Consider the following 14,987-nt stretch of genomic DNA (forward strand, 5'->3'; position numbering starts at 1 on the left):
GTACAGCCATCGGCCGTCGCGGTCGCGGGTGAAGCGGCTGCGCTCGTGCAGGATGTGCCGGCCGCCGTCGTGCACGTACTGGGCGCGGAACTGCACCACGCCGGTCGGGTCGTGTTCGCCACCGGCCCGCCGCCCCCGATCCCGGCCGGCGGGTGATCGAGTTGCCGACGGTCGTGGCGCAGATAGGCTCGGGACCCGTGCGTGCCGTGCTGATCGTGAATCCGAACGCGACCTCGACAACCCCGGCAGGCCGGGACCTACTGGCCCATGCGCTGGAAAGCCGCGTCGACCTGACCGTCGCCCATACCGACCACCGGGGCCACGCCATCGAGATCGGGCACCAGGCCGCCGCTGACGGCACCGATGTGGTGATCGTGCACGGCGGCGATGGCACGGTGAACGAGGTGGTCAACGGCATCTTGGGGCATGCCAACGGCGTGCCGGGAGCGTCCAGCACCGCGGTCGGCGTGGTGCCCGGCGGCTCGGCGAACGTCTTCGCCAGGGCCCTCGGCATCAGCCCGGACCCGTTGCAGGCGACCAATCAGCTCGTCGACCTGCTCGACGGGGCGAGCGAAGCGACGGGAAAGGGCGATGGGTACCGCCACGATGTTCCCTGGCGGCGGATCGGGTTGATGGACTGCGGCGACCGCTGGTCGGTGTTCACCGCCGGCTTGGGGCTCGACGGTGAGGTGGTGGCTGCCGTCGAGGCGCAGCGGGCCAAGGGCCGCAAGGTGACCGCGTCGCGGTATATCCGGGTGGCCATCCGCGAGGCTGTCGGCAGCGCCCGGAAACCCCCGCGGTTGACGTTGCACCTACCAGGCCACGAGCCGATCTCCGGCGTGCACTTCGCTTTCGTCTCGAACGCCAGCCCGTGGACCTACGCCAACAGCCGTCCGGTCTGGACCAACCCCACGACGACGTTCGAGACCGGACTGGGCGTCTTCGCAACCACCAGCATGGGCATCGGGGCCAACCTTCGATTGCTGCGACGGATGCTGTCGCGTACACCACAGATCGAGGGGCCGCATCTGATCCGCGACGACGATCTGCCCTGGCTGCGGGTGACAAGTGACACACCTGTCGCGTGCCAGATCGATGGGGATTTCGTTGGCCTGCGCGAAAGTGTGACGTTCACCGCGGTCCCGGAGGCGCTCAACGTGGTCGCGCCCCCAGCAAAAGCCCAGTGACCAGCGATCTTGATTACAGTTTGCCAAATTTAGGGCGCAGGTGGCCCAAGTGTAGTACAACTGGTTTAGGGGCCTGCCAACCCGGGTCCGCAGTGACATTGCCCACGAGTTAACGCGTCGCTATTGACATCTGTCCAGCCTGTGAAAACATCAGATGCAACAGTGCAGAAACATTTCGTGTGCACCAGTTAACAGCCGAAGTGAAAAAAACCTTGCGCACTTTGCTGCGCGCCCAGTGAGGAGTGTTGACCATGGATTGGCGCCACAAGGCGGTCTGTCGGGACGAGGATCCGGAACTGTTCTTCCCCGTGGGAAACAGCGGCCCGGCCATCGCCCAGATCGCTGACGCGAAGCTCGTGTGCAACCGCTGCCCGGTGACCACCGAGTGCCTGAGCTGGGCGCTGGAGTCCGGCCAGGACGCCGGCGTCTGGGGCGGTATGAGCGAAGACGAGCGTCGCGCGCTGAAGCGCCGCAACGCGCGCACCAAGGCTCGCACCGGCGTCTAGCCACCACGGCATTCAAAAATGACCCCGGCGAATCGCCGGGGTCATTTTTTGTGCCGAGCGGCACGGCCGACCGGCCGGCTATCGCACGGAAATCACGCAAGGGCGTGCCACAAGCGGCCACTGAGCGGCGAAATATGTTGTGCGGCTCGGCCACTCAGGCCTAGTACGCGGCTCGGCCGCTCAGTCCTAGTACGCGGCTCGGCCGCGGCGGCCGATCGGCACGCGCAGCACCACATCCGTACCGCCGCCCGGCGCGGCTTCCATCGCCAGCGTGCCGTCCAGCACCGACGACACCTGCGTCTGCACGATCTGCAGCCCCAGCCGGTCCGAGTTCTCGAGAGTGAACCCGTCTGGCAATCCGTGTCCGTCGTCGTGCACCACGACGTCGAGCCAGCGCGCGGACCGGTCGGACTTGATGGTCACGCTGCCCTGCGCGGTGGTCGGATCGAAAGCGTGCTCGATGGCGTTCTGCACCAGCTCGGTGATGACCATGATCAGCGCGTGCGCCCGGTCGGCGTCCAGCACGCCCAGATCGCCCTCCCGGCGCACCCGGATCGGTGCGCCCAGCGACGCCAGGTCGTTCATCATCGGCAGGATGCGGTCGATCACCTCATCGAGGTTGACCTCCTCGTCCACCGACAGCGACAGCGCGTCGTGCACCAGCGCGATCGACGACACCCGGCGCACCGAATCCAGCAGCGCCTCGCGCGCCTCGGCATTGTTCATCCGGCGGGACTGCAGCCGCAGCAGCGCCGCCACCGTCTGCAGGTTGTTCTTAACCCGATGGTGAATCTCGCGGATCGTGGCGTCCTTGGACAGCAGCGCACGGTCCCGGCGCTTGATCTCGGTGACGTCGCGGACCAGAACCGCCGCCCCGACGGCCTGACCCCCCACGGACAGCGGGATGGTCCGCAGCAGCACCGCGGCACCGCCGGCGTCGATCTCCATGCGCATGCTGGAGCCGCCCGCCAGCAGGTCGCGGACGTGGTTCGCCAGCTCCTGCGCGTCGAAGGGATCGGAGATCAGCGGACGGGTGACGCTGATCAGGTTCTGGCCGTCGAGCTCGGTGACCAGCCCCATCCGGTGATACGCCGAGATGGCGTTGGGGCTGGCGAAGGCCACCACCCCGTCGACGTCGAGCCGGATCAAGCCGTCGCCGACGCGGGGGCTGGACCGCGACATCGGCACATCGCCGACGTTCGGGAACGTGCCCTCAGCCAGCATGCGGAGCAGGTCGCGGGCGCAGTCCAGATAGGCCCGCTCGAGCGGCGCCACCTTGCGACGGTCGGCAAGTGCGGTCTGGTGGGTGAGCACCGCCACCACGTCGTTGCCGTAGCGGACCGGCACGGCCTCCAGGTTCAGCCGCGAATCACCTTGTGCCGCAGTGTTTTCCTTGCCACGACCGATGAGCCCGGTCTCGAAGGCCGCCGAGACGGCCGGCATGTCCGCAGCGGAGTTGATGGTCCCGACCGCGTCGGTGAACAGCACCGTCAGCGCGGTGTTGGGCCGGATCTGGGCGACGCACACGAGCGCACCGTCATCGCGACGGACCCACATGAGGTAATCGGCGAACGACAAGTCGGCGAGCAACTGCCATTCTCCGACCACGGCATGCAGGTGGTCGACGGCATTGCCGGGTAGGACAGTGTGCTCGGCGAGCAGATCACCGAGGGTGGACATGGCGTGCTATCCGGTAGGGGGTCACCTAGCCGATGACGGCAATCAGATCGCCGGCCTGGATGACGTCGCCGACGGCCACGTTGACGGAAGTCACCGTGCCGCCAACCTCGGCCAGCACCGGAATCTCCATCTTCATCGACTCGAGGAGCACCACCGTGTCACCCTCACCGATCTGGTCGCCCTCGCGAACCACGACCTCGAGCACACTGGCCACGATTTCAGCGCGAACGTCCTCGGCCATCTTCACCCCACTCGTCTCCGTGTCTTTGCGCAGGCGGTGCCTGCGGCCTCTATTGCACCACAGCACCACGGTTTGCAATTGGGTGGCGTGGCCGTGCGACACTGTAGGGCGAGCAATCGAACCTTTGGAGGACCATCATGGCCAAGCGTGGCCGCAAGAAGCGTGACCGTAAGCACTCGAAGGCTAACCACGGTCGGCGTCCCAACGCCTGACCCGCTGCCTTCCTGACCGCCCGGCTCCGTAACGGAACCGGGCGGTTTTCGTCTGTCCGGAAGCGCCCAGGACGGGCGTTCAGCCGCGAACGATGGTGGTGCGGCTGATCTCGAGCTTGAGCCTGGCACGGAGGCCCTCAGGGGCCTTCTCGCCGCTGCACTTGGTGGCAATCAACGCCTTCACCCGCTCCTCCACGCCGTACTGGCGCAGGCAGGTGGGGCATTCCTCCAAGTGGAACCGCAGCTTGTCGCGCGTCTCCGTGGTGCATTCCCCGTCGAGCAGGGTCCATACCTCGGCGATCACCGCGGCGCATTCGGGATGGTCGGGGTCGATCGGGCCGATCGGCGGCTCGAACGTGTGCCCGTCGGGACGGGTGAACTCCTCGCCCATCAGGACACCTCCTGGGTGTCGAGGCTCTCGCCACGGAGGAATCCTCGGTCCCGGGCGACGCCGCTCAACAGTTCACGCAGCTGCTTGCGACCACGGTGCAGGCGGGACATCACCGTCCCGATCGGGGTATCCATGATTTCGGCGATCTCCTTGTACGGGAAGCCCTCGACGTCGGCGTAGTACACCGCCATCCGGAACTCCTCCGGCAGCGCTTGCAGCGCCGCCTTGATTTCAGTGTCCGGCAGCGCCTCGAGCGCCTCAACCTCGGCCGAACGCAGACCGGTCGACGAGTGCTCGGCGTTGGCCGCCAGCTGCCAGTCGGTGATCTCGTCGGTCGGGTATTCAGCCGGCTGCCGCTGCTTCTTGCGGTAGCTGTTGATGTACGTGTTGGTCATGATCCGGTACAGCCACGCTTTGAGGTTGGTGCCCGCGCGGAACGAATGGAAAGCCGAATAGGCCTTGACCATGGTTTCCTGCACCAAATCCTCGGCGTCCGCGGGATTGCGCGTCATGCGCAGCGCGCCGCCGTAGAGCTGATCAAGCAGCGGAATCGCGTCGCGCTCGAAGCGCGCCGTCAGTTCCGCATCGCTCTCGTGCGCCTGTCCCCCGGACTCATGCTCCGTCACTGCGGAACCCAGTCCGTCGATGTCGGTCATCGTGGTCGAGACCGTCCCTTCTGTCGCGGCGCCACGCAACAGGTCCGGCAACTCGACCGGACGTTCCAGACATGCCGTTGGCACCTGTGTCCCCTTCCGTCCGATCCTAGAGGCTGCGACCGACAAGTTCGCCAGCCATTAATTGACCATGCTGACGGGAGTAACAGCGCTGCACCGTGCACTTGTTCCCGGCCTCTAGGCTTGCCTGCCATGGCGAGCGCGGCAACCCCGGCGATCAAGGCCCTGCAGGCCGCCGGGATCAGCTACGAAATTCGGCAATTCCGGCACGACCCGCGGGCGACGTCGTTCGGCGACGAGGCCGTCAAGGAACTCGCGGCAGCAGGGTTCGCCGCGGCGCAGATTTTCAAGACGCTGGTGCTGGCGATCCCCGGCGGCCTGGCCGTCGCGGTGCTGCCGGTGCCCGACAAGCTCTCCTTCAAGGCCGCGGCGGCGGCGCTCGGCGTGCCGAAGGCGGAGATGGCCGAGCAGGCAGCGGCACAACGCACCACGGGATACGTCGTGGGCGGCATTTCCCCACTGGGACAACGCAAGTCGCTGCCAACGGTCGTCGACGAGTCGGCGCTGGGCTGGGACCGGGTGCTGTGTAGTGCGGGCAAGCGCGGGCTGGACATCGTGTTGGCCCCGACCGACCTGGTGACCGCCACATCAGCGGTGACCGCCGAGATATGTACTCCGCGGTAACTCCGGCGGCATAGGGTGTGCGCATGACACTGTCCGGGAAGACCATGTTCATCTCCGGTGCCAGCCGTGGCATCGGTTTGGCCATCGCGAAGAAGTTCGCGGCCGACGGCGCCAATGTCGCGCTGCTCGCCAAGACCGCCGAGCCCCATCCCAAGCTCGACGGCACCGTCTACACGGCGGCCAAGGAGATCGAAGAGGCCGGCGGCCAGGCGCTGCCGATCGTCGGCGACGTCCGCGACCCCGACTCGGTCACCGCGGCGGTGGCCCAGGCGGTCGAGCAGTTCGGCGCCATCGACATCTGCGTCAACAACGCCTCGGCGATCAACCTCGGCTCCATCGAGGAAGTGCCGATGAAGCGCTTCGACCTCATGAACGGCATCCAGATCCGTGGCACCTACGCCGTCTCGCAAGCCTGTATCCCCCACATGAAGGGCCGCGAGAACCCGCACATCCTGACCCTTTCGCCGCCGATCCGGATGGAATCCGAGTGGCTGAAGCCGACCGCCTACATGATGGCCAAGTACGGAATGACGTTGTGCGCATTGGGCATCGCCGAGGAAATGCGCGAGGCCGGTATCGCCTCGAACACCCTGTGGCCGCGCACCCTGGTCGCCACCGCCGCGGTGCAGAACCTGCTCGGTGGTGACGAGGCGATGGCCAAGGCCCGCCGCCCCGAGGTGTACTCCGACGCCGCCTACGCGATCTTCAACAAGCCCGCCCGCGAATACACCGGGCAGAGCCTGCTGTGCGAGGACGTACTGCTGGAATCCGGCGTCACCGACCTGTCGGTGTACAACTGCACCCCCAACGCCGACCTCGGCGTCGATCTCTGGGTCGATACCCCCAACCCGCCGGGATACACCGGCCCGTAGTCCGATCGGCCGATCTGCCCGGCGCTAATCAGCCGCCGGGCAGATCTCCACACCCGTGACCATCGGTGGCCACGCCACCGTCACCTCCACGAGTGCGGCCAGCGGCGCGACAGCGGGAAACGCCCGGTCCCACTGCTTCTGCACCTGTTCCACCGCATGCGGGTGCATAAACGTCCACGCCATCCCCACCAGCAGGTACGGCAGCGCCAGCCACAGCAGGAATTCGGCCATCGCGCCGACGCTGACCCGGCGGCTGAGCAACCGGCGCATCAGATCAACTCCCCATCGCGGCGAATCTGCCTGCGCACGTAGGCCAACAGCACGTAGCTGCCGGCCTGCCGGATGAACAGCGGCAGGAACCGGTTGACGAAAGCGACCAGCCGGAACAGCGTTTCGAACAGATACTGACGGCCGCCGCCCCACGACATGCCCATCGCGTCCCGGAAGACCGGCGCCAGGAAACCGGCGGTCAGGAACGCCAGCAGGGGCCGAAACGCCAGGGCCAGAACGGGATTGATCATCCGCAACCGCACCAGTTCGGTGAGGTACCGACGGACGGTGTCATCGATGGCCACCTTGGCACAGGCCGCGGTCCAGTAATCGTCGAACTCGGCGCGACCGGCGGGCCACTGGTCGTCGGTGACCTGCAGCGTGGTGCCGAGCGGCGCGGCGGACCGGTAGAACTGCTCGGCAAGTTCGGGTGTCAGCTCGCCGCGCAGCAGTTGATAGACGTCCTCCATGCCGACGAACAGGCATGCGGCGACCCACATCTGCAGATCGCGGTCAAAAGCGTTGTAGCGCACCGGGCTGTCCGGGCCGGACTGCACCTGGCGGTGCGCCGAGTCGACCGCCTTGCGCATGGCCGCCCGGTCCTCGTCAGTACCGAGGACGGCCACCGCGAGGTACTGAAATGTGGTGCGGGCCCGCTTCCACGGATGCTTGAGCAGATTCCCCGAATCGACCTTGCTCTCCACCACCCCGTACCCGACACCCGGCCACGACAGCTGCATGATGACGTTGGCTGCGCTGGCCGCCGCGCCCCAGAAATCGGCGGCATCGGCGATCGTCACCGGATACTCGTCCCACCGTGCGGTGCGGCGCCGAATCTGGATGCGGCAGTCCGCGAGGGCCAATGCCGGCGTTTCGCCGGTCATGGCAGGCACATGCTCGTCAGCAGCAACATCGGCCAGAACACCACGGTTCGCACGAAGACCAGCACGCGGTCCAGGCCGTGCGCCGCCTCGAACGCGCCGGTGTGGGTAACAGCCCACAGCACGCCGAGCACCAGATACGGCGCCGCCAGCATGACGGCGGAGCCCAGCCACTCGGCGATCGTCATCTCGAAACTGAAAACGCCGCCGGCGGGCTCGTCGTTGTCGGTCATGTTGATTTCACCGTAACCCGCATGGCAACAGCCGGAAAGCCGCTTCGGGAGGCCTACAGTGGCCGCATGTCGACCTGGTCAGTCGGACGGTATGAAGCCGTCGCCGAATTCATCGCGCCCATCGCCACGGAGGTCGTCTCCGCGGTGTCGGCCGGGCCCGGCACCGCACTCGTCGACCTGGCCTGCGGGACCGGCAACGCGTCGCTGCACGCCGCCGCCCTCGGCGCCCAGGTCACCGGTGTCGACATCACCCCCGAGCTGCTGGCCATCGCCGCTGCCAAGCCCGGCGGCGACGTGGTCGAGTGGGTGGCCGCCGACGCGTCCGCGACCGGTTTGCCCGACGCCGCTTTCGACACGGCGGTGTCGAACATGGGCATCATCTTCGTCGAGCCGGCCGCCATGGTCGCGGAGCTGGGCCGGCTGCTCAAACCCGGCGGTGCCCTCGGATTTTCGACGTGGGTAAAGGCCGTCGACAATCCGTTCTTCACCCCGGTTATCGAAGTGCTCGGCCAGCCGGAACCAGGCCCGTACTCCCCCGACCAGTGGGGCCTGCCCGAGCTGGTACACCAGCGGCTGGATGCCGACTTCACCGACGTGACCATCGAAAACCGCGTGCTCATTTGGCAATTCGGTTCCGTCGCCGACGCGGTGCGGTTCGTCACCGATGAATCGCCCATGCACGTCACAACCTTGACCTACCTGGACGACGCCACCCGCGCCCGGCTCGTCGACGCATTCGCCGCGGCGTTCACGGCCCACGAATCATCCGACGGGACGGTCGCTTTCGACGCGCCGTACGCGGTGATCACGGCGCAACGCCGGTGAGGGCTGCCGCTGAACTCAGCTGGCCTGGTAGAGGATTCCGCGGCCGATGGCCTCACGGATTTCCGGCATCGCGGCCTCGGCAAGAGCGTCGGCGTCAACACCGTGATGGGCGGCCAGCAGCCCGATGAGCGTGCCCAACGGCACCTCACCGCGACACCCGGCCAGCAGGGCCGTCAGCACTTCGTCCACCCCGAGCACCGCACCCGGACCGCCGGGACGACGGACCGCACAACCGATCTCCTGCCAGCCGTCCGGCCCCGGCAGCGAATGCTGCTCCAGCAGCACCGGCGCGGTGGACAGGCGGGCGGCGAGCAGCTCGTCGTCCGAGGTGTCGCGCAGGTAAGCCCGGCGCGCGAAGAACGCTTCCACCTCAGTGCCGGTGATGGGTTCGTCGGTGATCTCCTCGAGGATCTGTTCGGGCTCCTCGCCGGGGCGCGGCACGCGCAGCGAGATGAGGCCCATACCGATCCCGGTGATGCCTTCGGCGTCGAACCAGTCCAACCAGTCCGCCCCGCGCTGCGCGATCTGTTCCGCAGACTCGCCGGCGTCGGCCAGCCACAACGACACATAGCTGACCGGGTCGGCCAGTTCCCGCTGCACCACCCAGGCGTGCAGCCCCGTGCCGGCCAGCCAGTCCTGCACCCGGGTCCGCCAGTCATCTTCCCGGACAATCCAATTGGCCATGATCTGGGCGGTGCCGCCAGGGTTCAGGTAACTGCCGACGTTCTGGATGATGGTGCGGCACAACCCATCGCCGGCGACGCCCGAATCGCGGTAGATGTAGTCCTGGGCGCCCGCGCCGACCACGAAGGGCGGGTTGGACACGATGAGGTCGAAGCGCTCCCCCGCCACGGGGTCGAAGAGGCTGCCGGGCCGCAGATCCCAGGACATCCCGTTGAGCCCCGCAGTGGCCTGCGCCAGCGCCAGCGCCCGCGGGTTGGTGTCGGTGGCCACGATGTCGGCGCAGTGACCGTTCAGGTGCAGCGCCTGGATACCGCAGCCGGTGCCCAGGTCGAGCGCGCGCTGCACCGGGGTCCGAATCACGGCCCGCGCCAACGACATCGACGCACCCCCGATGCCGAGGACATGCTCATGCTCCACGGGTCCTGCGCGCAGGGCGGCATCCTGGTCGGAGACGACGTAGAAGTCGCGTTCCCCGTCTGAATGCGGACGAATGTCGAGGGCCGCCCGGACGGTGTCCGTCACCTCCAGCACGCCGGCTGCCGCCAGCTCGGCCAGGCTGGTCGAGGGGAACGCGGCCCGCACCTGCTCGGCCGGTTCGTCGGTGCCGAGCAGGAACAGCCGGATCAGCGTGGCCAGCCGGCTGCCGTCCGCGGTGGCACGCAGCGCCGGCCACCACGCACCCCGGCCGAGGGCCGCATTGGCGTCGTCACCGAGCAGTTCGGCCACCCCGTCGGTGGTGTACCCGGCAGAGCGCAGGTCAGCGCCGAGAGCTTCCACGAGCAAGGGATCCAGGGCGGTCAAAACAGCGTTCCTTCGGATTCGGAGTCGGCGGGCTCGATCAGTTCCGGGCCATTGTTGCGAATGCTGTTGACCAACTTCGACACCTCACGAGTGACGATCCGGTCCAGGTCGCCGTGCCCGCGCAGCAGGCCTTCGTCGATGGGCGCGTCGGGGTCCAGCCAGCGGTCCCAGTCGCCGGCGCTGATGGTCAGCGGCATGCGGTCGTGGATGCCGGCCAGCGGCCCGACCGACTCCGTCGTGATGATGGTGCAGCTGACCAGTGGAAGACTGTCGCGGGACGCACCTGCCCCTTCTCCCGTCGCTTCGCTCGCCCCTCTCGGCCGCCACGTCGACCACAATCCCGCCATGAACAACAGCTCGTCGTCGGCAGCGTGCATGTAGAACGGCGTCTTCGTGGCCTTCTTGCCCTCGGCAGCCGGGTTGGGCCGCCATTCGTACCAGCCGTCCATCGGGATGAGGCAGCGCTTCGATTTCGCCGAACCGCGGAACGCCGGTGACGTGGTCAGCGTCTCGGCGCGCGCGTTGATCAACAGCGGTCCCTTGGTGTCGGGCGCACCATCGGCCGTCGTCTTGACCCACGGCGGGATCAGGCCCCAGCGCATCGACCGGACCCGGCGGGTTGGCTCGTCGCCGGGCTCGGAATGCCGCCGCACGACGCTGCTGATGGTCGTGGTGGGCGCGACGTTGTAGTTGGCCGAAGGCAGGGTGCTGCCCTGCTCACCGCCGTCTTTCGCCGGGTCGGACACCTTGGCGGCGCTCTCATCCAGAGCCTGGATTTTCGCCGCCAGCAGCGCCGGGTCGGTGGTGACTGCAAATCGCCCGCACATACCAGGCAGGATAGGGGCATGGAAACCTGGCCCGCACCGTCGGTGACCGGTCCGGTGCAGGCCACTGTCACCGTGCCGGGATCGAAGTCGCAGACCAATCGGGCGCTGATCCTGGCGGCCCTGGCCACCCCGCAGGGCACCTCGACCGTCAGCGGCGCACTGCGCAGCCGCGACACCAACCTGATGATCGGCGCGCTGCAGGCGCTCGGCGTGACGATCGCCGGAGACGGCACCGAGCTGACCGTCGGCGGCGCCATCGCTCCTACTGGGGACGTGCGCATCGACTGCGGGCTGGCCGGCACCGTGCTGCGGTTCGTCCCGCCGGTGGCGGCGCAGGGCACCGGACACGTTGTCTTTGATGGCGACGAGCAGGCCAAGACCCGCCCCATCACCCCGCTACTGGACGCGATGCGCGGTCTCGGCGTCGACATCGACGGCGACGGCATGCCGTTCACCGTCTCCGGCACCGGATCGGTGGCCGGCGGCGAGGTGCGGATCGACGCATCGTCGTCGTCGCAGTTCGTGTCCGGGCTCTTGTTGTCGGGAGCCACTTTCCGCTCGGGACTGACGGTCATCCACACCGGTGAGACGGTGCCGTCGCAGCCGCACATCGAAATGACCATCACGATGCTGCGCGACGCGGGTGTCGAGGTCGACGACAGCGAGCCGAACCGCTGGCATGTGTCGGCCGGCCCGATCGCGGCGCGACACTGGGCCATCGAGCCCGATCTATCGAACTCGGTGCCGTTCCTGGCCGCCGCCGCGGTGACGGGTGGCACGGTGCGGCTGGCCCACTGGCCGACCCAGAGCGTGCAGCCGTCCGGCGACATCCTGGAGCTCCTGGGCAAGCTGAATACCTCTGTCCAGGTTGTCGATTCGCATCTGGAGGTCAGGGGTGCGCAGAGCTACCCGGGCTTCGAGGCCAACCTGAAGGCCGTCGGCGAGCTGGCGCCGTCGATGGCCGCGCTGGCCGCGCTCGCCAGCCCAGGTTCGGTGTCGACGCTCTCGGGCATCGCGCATCTGCGTGGGCACGAGACCGACCGGCTGGCCGCGCTGACCAACGAGATCAACGGACTGGGCGGCCAGTGCCGCGAGACCGACGACGGTCTGGTGATCACGGCCGTGCCACTGCACGAAGGCCTTTGGCGGTCCTACGCCGACCACCGCATGGCCACCGCCGGCGCGATCATCGGGCTGCGCGTGCCCGGTGTGCAGGTGGAGGACATCGGCACCACAGCCAAGACGCTGCCCGACTTCCCGGGTATGTGGGCAGACCTGCTGGCCGGGAAATAGCTTGCGGGAGTACGACGAATCAGATGTCCGGGTGCGCTCGGGCAAAGGTTCACGTCCCCGCACCAAGAACCGGCCGACCCACGCCGACGCCGAAGCGGCCATGGTCGTCACCGTCGACCGCGGCCGCTGGGGCTGTGCGCTCGACGGCAATCCCGACCACATCGTCACCGCGATGCGGGCCCGCGAACTGGGCCGCACGCCGATCGTCGTCGGCGACTCGGTGGGCATCGTCGGCGACCTTTCAGGAAAACCCGACACCCTGGCCCGCATCGTCCGCCGCGACGAACGCCGAACCGTGTTGCGCCGCACCGCCGATGACACCGACCCGACCGAACGTGTGGTCGTCGCCAATGCCGACCAGCTGCTGATGGTGGTCGCGCTGGCCGACCCGCCGCCGCGTGCCGGGCTGGTGCAGCGCGCGCTGATCGCCGCCTACACCGGCGGCCTGCGGCCGATCCTGTGTCTGACGAAGAACGATCTGGCGCCGGCCGAGCCGTTCGCCGCCGAATTCGCCGGCCTCGACCTGACGGTGCTGACCGCCGGGCGCGACGACCCCCTCGATGTGGTGGCACCGCTGCTCGAAGGTCAGGTGACGGTGCTGCTCGGACACTCCGGCGTGGGCAAGTCCACGTTGGTGAATCGCCTTGTGCCGCACGCAGATCGGGCCATCGGTGCGGTGTCGGGCGTCGGCAAGGGCAAGCACACCTCGACGCAGTCGGTGGCGCTGCCGCTGGCCGGGTCCGGCTGGGTCGTCGACACCCCGGGCATCCGGTCCTTCGGCCTCGCGCACATCAAGCCCGACGACGTGCTGCTGGCGTTCTCCGACCTCGCCGAGGCCATCGAGGACTGCCCCCGCGGCTGCGGGCACATGGGCCCGCCCGCCGATCCGGAATGCGCACTGGACGCGCTCACCGGCCCGGCCGTCGACCGCGTCGTCGCCGCCCGGAGCCTGCTCGCGGTACTCAACGAACCGACGTACTAGCTCAGCGGACCACCAGCATGGTGGCCCGGTAATCCGGCAGCGGAATGGTCCCGGGAATCTCGGGATACGGGTCCAGTGAACGCAATTCGACGGTGTACCCGCCGACCGTCTCGGTCAGGTGAGTCTGGCCCGGTGCCGGGTTCGTGTTGAACTCCAGCGTGGTCGGCGGCTGACCGTCGGGCGTGGCGATCACCGCGATGTGGGCCGCGCCCGTCCACACACACGACACCCGCTTGGGACAGCGCGAATCATCAAGCACCCGATCGAATTTCAGCCGCAGTCCGGCGCCGTCGAGCACCGCTTCCTGCCCACCGCCGAGGACGAACTCATGGCCGAGTTGCGCGGATTCGGTGTCGGGCCGCGCCTGTCCTGGCGAGCAGCCGACGGCGATCACCGCCCCGAGCACCACCACGAGGAAACGCGAAAACCCCCAAAACCGGGTGGTTTTGGGGGTTTTCACTCGCGTTGCTAGGCCGCAGCCATGCGCTTGGCCGCACGACGGCTGCGCACGGTGCGGATGGCCGTCTTCAGACCGCGCTTGTTGCCGGTCGCCGGGTCGACGGCGCCGAAGCTCTCGTCGAGCTCGACGAACATCCGCTCGCTGCGGGTCTCCGGCGCATCGTCCGAGGTGTCCTGCAGGAACTTGTCCGGCAACGACAGCTTGGCGATGGTGCGCCAGGTCTTGGCGTACTGCACGAGGAACGGCCCGGTGGTGTAGGGCAGGTCGTACTTCTCGCACAGCGCCCGCACCCGGATCGAGATCTCGGCATACCGGTTGCTCGGCAGATCCGGAAACAGGTGATGCTCGATCTGGTGGCTCAGGTTGCCGCTCATGAAGCGCAACACCGGACCAGAGTTGAAGTTGGCACTGCCCAGCATCTGGCGCAGGTACCACTGGCCGCGCGACTCACCCACCATGTCGGTCTTGGTGAATTTCTCTGCGCCATCCGGGAAATGGCCGCAGAAGATCACCGCGTTCGACCACACGTTGCGGATGACGTTGGCCACCGCGTTGGCCCTGAGCGTCGACTTGAACGTGGCACCCGGCGACAGTGACGTGATCGCGGGGTACGCGACGTAGTCCTTGGTCAGCTGCTGCGCAGCCTTGACGCCGAATTCCCGCACCCGAACCATCGTGGCCTTGCGGTCGTCGCGGCCCTTGAAGATCTTGCCGAGCTCCAGGTGCTGCAGGCCGACGCCCCACTCGAAACCGATCGCCAGCAGTGTGTTGAAGAGCAGATTGCCGTAGAGATTGAACGGCCGCCACTTCGCATCGCGGGTGACCCGGATGACGCCGTAGCCCACATCGTCGTCCATGCCCAAGATGTTTGTGTACTTGTGGTGCATGAAGTTATGGGTGAACCGCCAGTGCTTGGACGCGCCGCTCATGTCCCACTCCCACGTCGAGGAGTGAATCTCGGGATCGTTCATCCAGTCCCACTGGCCGTGCATGACGTTGTGGCCGATCTCCATGTTCTCGACGATCTTGGCCACGCCCAGCGTGCTCGCCCCGGCCCACCAGAACGACCGCTTCGAGCTGCGCAACAACAGCAGGCGCCCGGCTACCTCGAGAGCACGCTGTGCCGCGATGGTGCGGCGGATGTATCGCGCGTCGCGGACGCCGCGGGATTCCTCGATATCTTGGCGGATCGCGTCGAGCTCATTGCCCAAAGCCTCGATATCAGCTTCGGTCAGGTGCACGAATTCCGGTACATCAGTCACTGCCATTGTCGACCTCCTTCCC

20 protein-coding genes are annotated in these 14,987 nt (G+C 67.5%); 8 read left to right on the forward strand and 12 right to left on the reverse strand.

The window, feature by feature from the left end; all coding sequences use genetic code 11:
- A partial coding sequence (locus tag TL10_RS32085; RefSeq protein WP_423136065.1) for a YchJ family metal-binding protein occupies nucleotides 1-240 on the reverse strand: 240 nt, incomplete at its 3' end.
- Between TL10_RS32085 and TL10_RS12655 the strand changes: the two genes are divergently transcribed.
- Both TL10_RS12655 and whiB1 read left to right on the forward strand, forming a co-directional pair.
- Complete coding sequence (locus TL10_RS12655) at nucleotides 198-1,187, forward strand: diacylglycerol/lipid kinase family protein (RefSeq protein ID WP_043392928.1); 990 nt, start codon at nucleotides 198-200, stop codon at nucleotides 1,185-1,187. The two genes, TL10_RS32085 and TL10_RS12655, sit on opposite strands and share 43 nt — an antisense overlap.
- Nucleotides 1,188-1,438: 251 nt before the next feature.
- Entirely contained in the window at nucleotides 1,439-1,693 is a 255-nt protein-coding gene (whiB1, locus tag TL10_RS12660; protein ID WP_043392449.1) for a transcriptional regulator WhiB1, read from the forward strand.
- Between the two features lie 186 nt (nucleotides 1,694-1,879).
- Here whiB1 and TL10_RS12665 read toward each other — a convergent pair whose 3' ends face one another.
- Both TL10_RS12665 and TL10_RS12670 read right to left on the reverse strand, forming a co-directional pair.
- A complete protein-coding gene (locus tag TL10_RS12665; RefSeq protein ID WP_043392447.1) occupies nucleotides 1,880-3,373 on the reverse strand; it encodes a two-component system sensor histidine kinase PdtaS in 1,494 nt (497 codons plus the stop codon).
- A 25-nt stretch (nucleotides 3,374-3,398) separates the two neighbouring features.
- Entirely contained in the window at nucleotides 3,399-3,614 is a 216-nt protein-coding gene (locus TL10_RS12670; protein ID WP_043392924.1) for a biotin/lipoyl-binding carrier protein, read from the reverse strand.
- Between the two features lie 137 nt (nucleotides 3,615-3,751).
- Between TL10_RS12670 and TL10_RS32090 the strand changes: the two genes are divergently transcribed.
- Nucleotides 3,752-3,826, forward strand: coding sequence for a 50S ribosomal protein bL37 (locus tag TL10_RS32090; RefSeq protein WP_085976028.1), 75 nt, complete (start codon nucleotides 3,752-3,754; stop codon nucleotides 3,824-3,826).
- A gap of 79 nt (nucleotides 3,827-3,905) precedes the next feature.
- Here the strand turns inward: TL10_RS32090 and rsrA are convergent, their stop codons facing one another.
- Both rsrA and TL10_RS12680 read right to left on the reverse strand, forming a co-directional pair.
- On the reverse strand, nucleotides 3,906-4,217 hold the full coding sequence (rsrA, locus tag TL10_RS12675) for a mycothiol system anti-sigma-R factor (RefSeq protein WP_043392444.1): 312 nt from the start codon (nucleotides 4,215-4,217) through the stop codon (nucleotides 3,906-3,908).
- Nucleotides 4,217-4,873 carry a sigma-70 family RNA polymerase sigma factor gene (locus TL10_RS12680; RefSeq protein WP_192830225.1) on the reverse strand — a complete coding sequence of 219 codons (657 nt, stop codon included), beginning with the start codon at nucleotides 4,871-4,873 and terminating at the stop codon, nucleotides 4,217-4,219. The genes rsrA and TL10_RS12680 overlap by 1 nt, the downstream gene beginning before the upstream one ends.
- Nucleotides 4,874-5,083: 210 nt before the next feature.
- Here TL10_RS12680 and TL10_RS12685 point away from each other — a divergent pair, with 210 nt between their 5' ends.
- Nucleotides 5,084-5,575 carry an aminoacyl-tRNA deacylase gene (locus TL10_RS12685; protein WP_043392440.1) on the forward strand — a complete coding sequence of 164 codons (492 nt, stop codon included), beginning with the start codon at nucleotides 5,084-5,086 and terminating at the stop codon, nucleotides 5,573-5,575.
- A 23-nt stretch (nucleotides 5,576-5,598) separates the two neighbouring features.
- Complete coding sequence (locus tag TL10_RS12690) at nucleotides 5,599-6,447, forward strand: SDR family oxidoreductase (protein ID WP_043392437.1); 849 nt, start codon at nucleotides 5,599-5,601, stop codon at nucleotides 6,445-6,447.
- A gap of 24 nt (nucleotides 6,448-6,471) precedes the next feature.
- Here TL10_RS12690 and TL10_RS12695 read toward each other — a convergent pair whose 3' ends face one another.
- From TL10_RS12695 to TL10_RS12705, 3 genes are read right to left on the reverse strand one after another with little or no spacing between them, the layout of a single operon-like run.
- Entirely contained in the window at nucleotides 6,472-6,717 is a 246-nt protein-coding gene (locus TL10_RS12695) for a hypothetical protein (protein WP_043392435.1), read from the reverse strand.
- Nucleotides 6,717-7,601: an oxygenase MpaB family protein gene (locus TL10_RS12700; protein WP_043985934.1), complete on the reverse strand. Its 885-nt coding sequence runs from the start codon at nucleotides 7,599-7,601 to the stop codon at nucleotides 6,717-6,719. Before TL10_RS12700 ends, TL10_RS12695 begins: the two co-directional genes overlap by 1 nt.
- Nucleotides 7,598-7,831 (reverse strand): hypothetical protein, encoded by a 234-nt coding sequence (locus TL10_RS12705; RefSeq protein ID WP_043392432.1) that lies wholly within the window; start codon nucleotides 7,829-7,831, stop codon nucleotides 7,598-7,600. Before TL10_RS12705 ends, TL10_RS12700 begins: the two co-directional genes overlap by 4 nt.
- 66 nt (nucleotides 7,832-7,897) lie before the next feature.
- Between TL10_RS12705 and TL10_RS12710 the strand changes: the two genes are divergently transcribed.
- Nucleotides 7,898-8,656, forward strand: a complete 759-nt coding sequence (locus TL10_RS12710; RefSeq protein WP_043392918.1) for a class I SAM-dependent methyltransferase — start codon at nucleotides 7,898-7,900, stop codon at nucleotides 8,654-8,656.
- A 15-nt stretch (nucleotides 8,657-8,671) separates the two neighbouring features.
- On the opposite strand, the gene TL10_RS12715 is transcribed toward TL10_RS12710, so the two are convergent.
- Together TL10_RS12715 and TL10_RS12720 are read right to left on the reverse strand one after the other, a co-directional pair.
- Nucleotides 8,672-10,141 (reverse strand): DUF7059 domain-containing protein, encoded by a 1,470-nt coding sequence (locus TL10_RS12715; protein WP_043392430.1) that lies wholly within the window; start codon nucleotides 10,139-10,141, stop codon nucleotides 8,672-8,674.
- The gene (locus tag TL10_RS12720) at nucleotides 10,138-10,968 is read right to left on the reverse strand and encodes an SOS response-associated peptidase (protein WP_043392428.1); all 831 of its coding nucleotides are present in this window, start codon (nucleotides 10,966-10,968) and stop codon (nucleotides 10,138-10,140) included. Before TL10_RS12720 ends, TL10_RS12715 begins: the two co-directional genes overlap by 4 nt.
- Nucleotides 10,969-10,986: 18 nt before the next feature.
- Here TL10_RS12720 and aroA point away from each other — a divergent pair, with 18 nt between their 5' ends.
- Entirely contained in the window at nucleotides 10,987-12,261 is a 1,275-nt protein-coding gene (gene aroA, locus TL10_RS12725) for a 3-phosphoshikimate 1-carboxyvinyltransferase (RefSeq protein ID WP_043985935.1), read from the forward strand.
- Between the two features lies 1 nt (nucleotide 12,262).
- On the forward strand, nucleotides 12,263-13,243 hold the full coding sequence (rsgA, locus tag TL10_RS12730; protein ID WP_043392423.1) for a ribosome small subunit-dependent GTPase A: 981 nt from the start codon (nucleotides 12,263-12,265) through the stop codon (nucleotides 13,241-13,243).
- A gap of 1 nt (nucleotide 13,244) precedes the next feature.
- Here the strand turns inward: rsgA and TL10_RS12735 are convergent, their stop codons facing one another.
- Both TL10_RS12735 and TL10_RS12740 read right to left on the reverse strand, forming a co-directional pair.
- Nucleotides 13,245-13,655 (reverse strand): hypothetical protein, encoded by a 411-nt coding sequence (locus tag TL10_RS12735; RefSeq protein WP_234711442.1) that lies wholly within the window; start codon nucleotides 13,653-13,655, stop codon nucleotides 13,245-13,247.
- 56 nt (nucleotides 13,656-13,711) lie between these two features.
- A complete protein-coding gene (locus TL10_RS12740) occupies nucleotides 13,712-14,971 on the reverse strand; it encodes a fatty acid desaturase family protein (protein WP_043392420.1) in 1,260 nt (419 codons plus the stop codon).
- Between the last annotated feature and the right edge of the window lie 16 nt (nucleotides 14,972-14,987).

This window comes from Mycolicibacterium llatzerense (assembly GCF_000878195.1).
GTDB classification, from domain to species: domain Bacteria; phylum Actinomycetota; class Actinomycetes; order Mycobacteriales; family Mycobacteriaceae; genus Mycobacterium; species Mycobacterium llatzerense.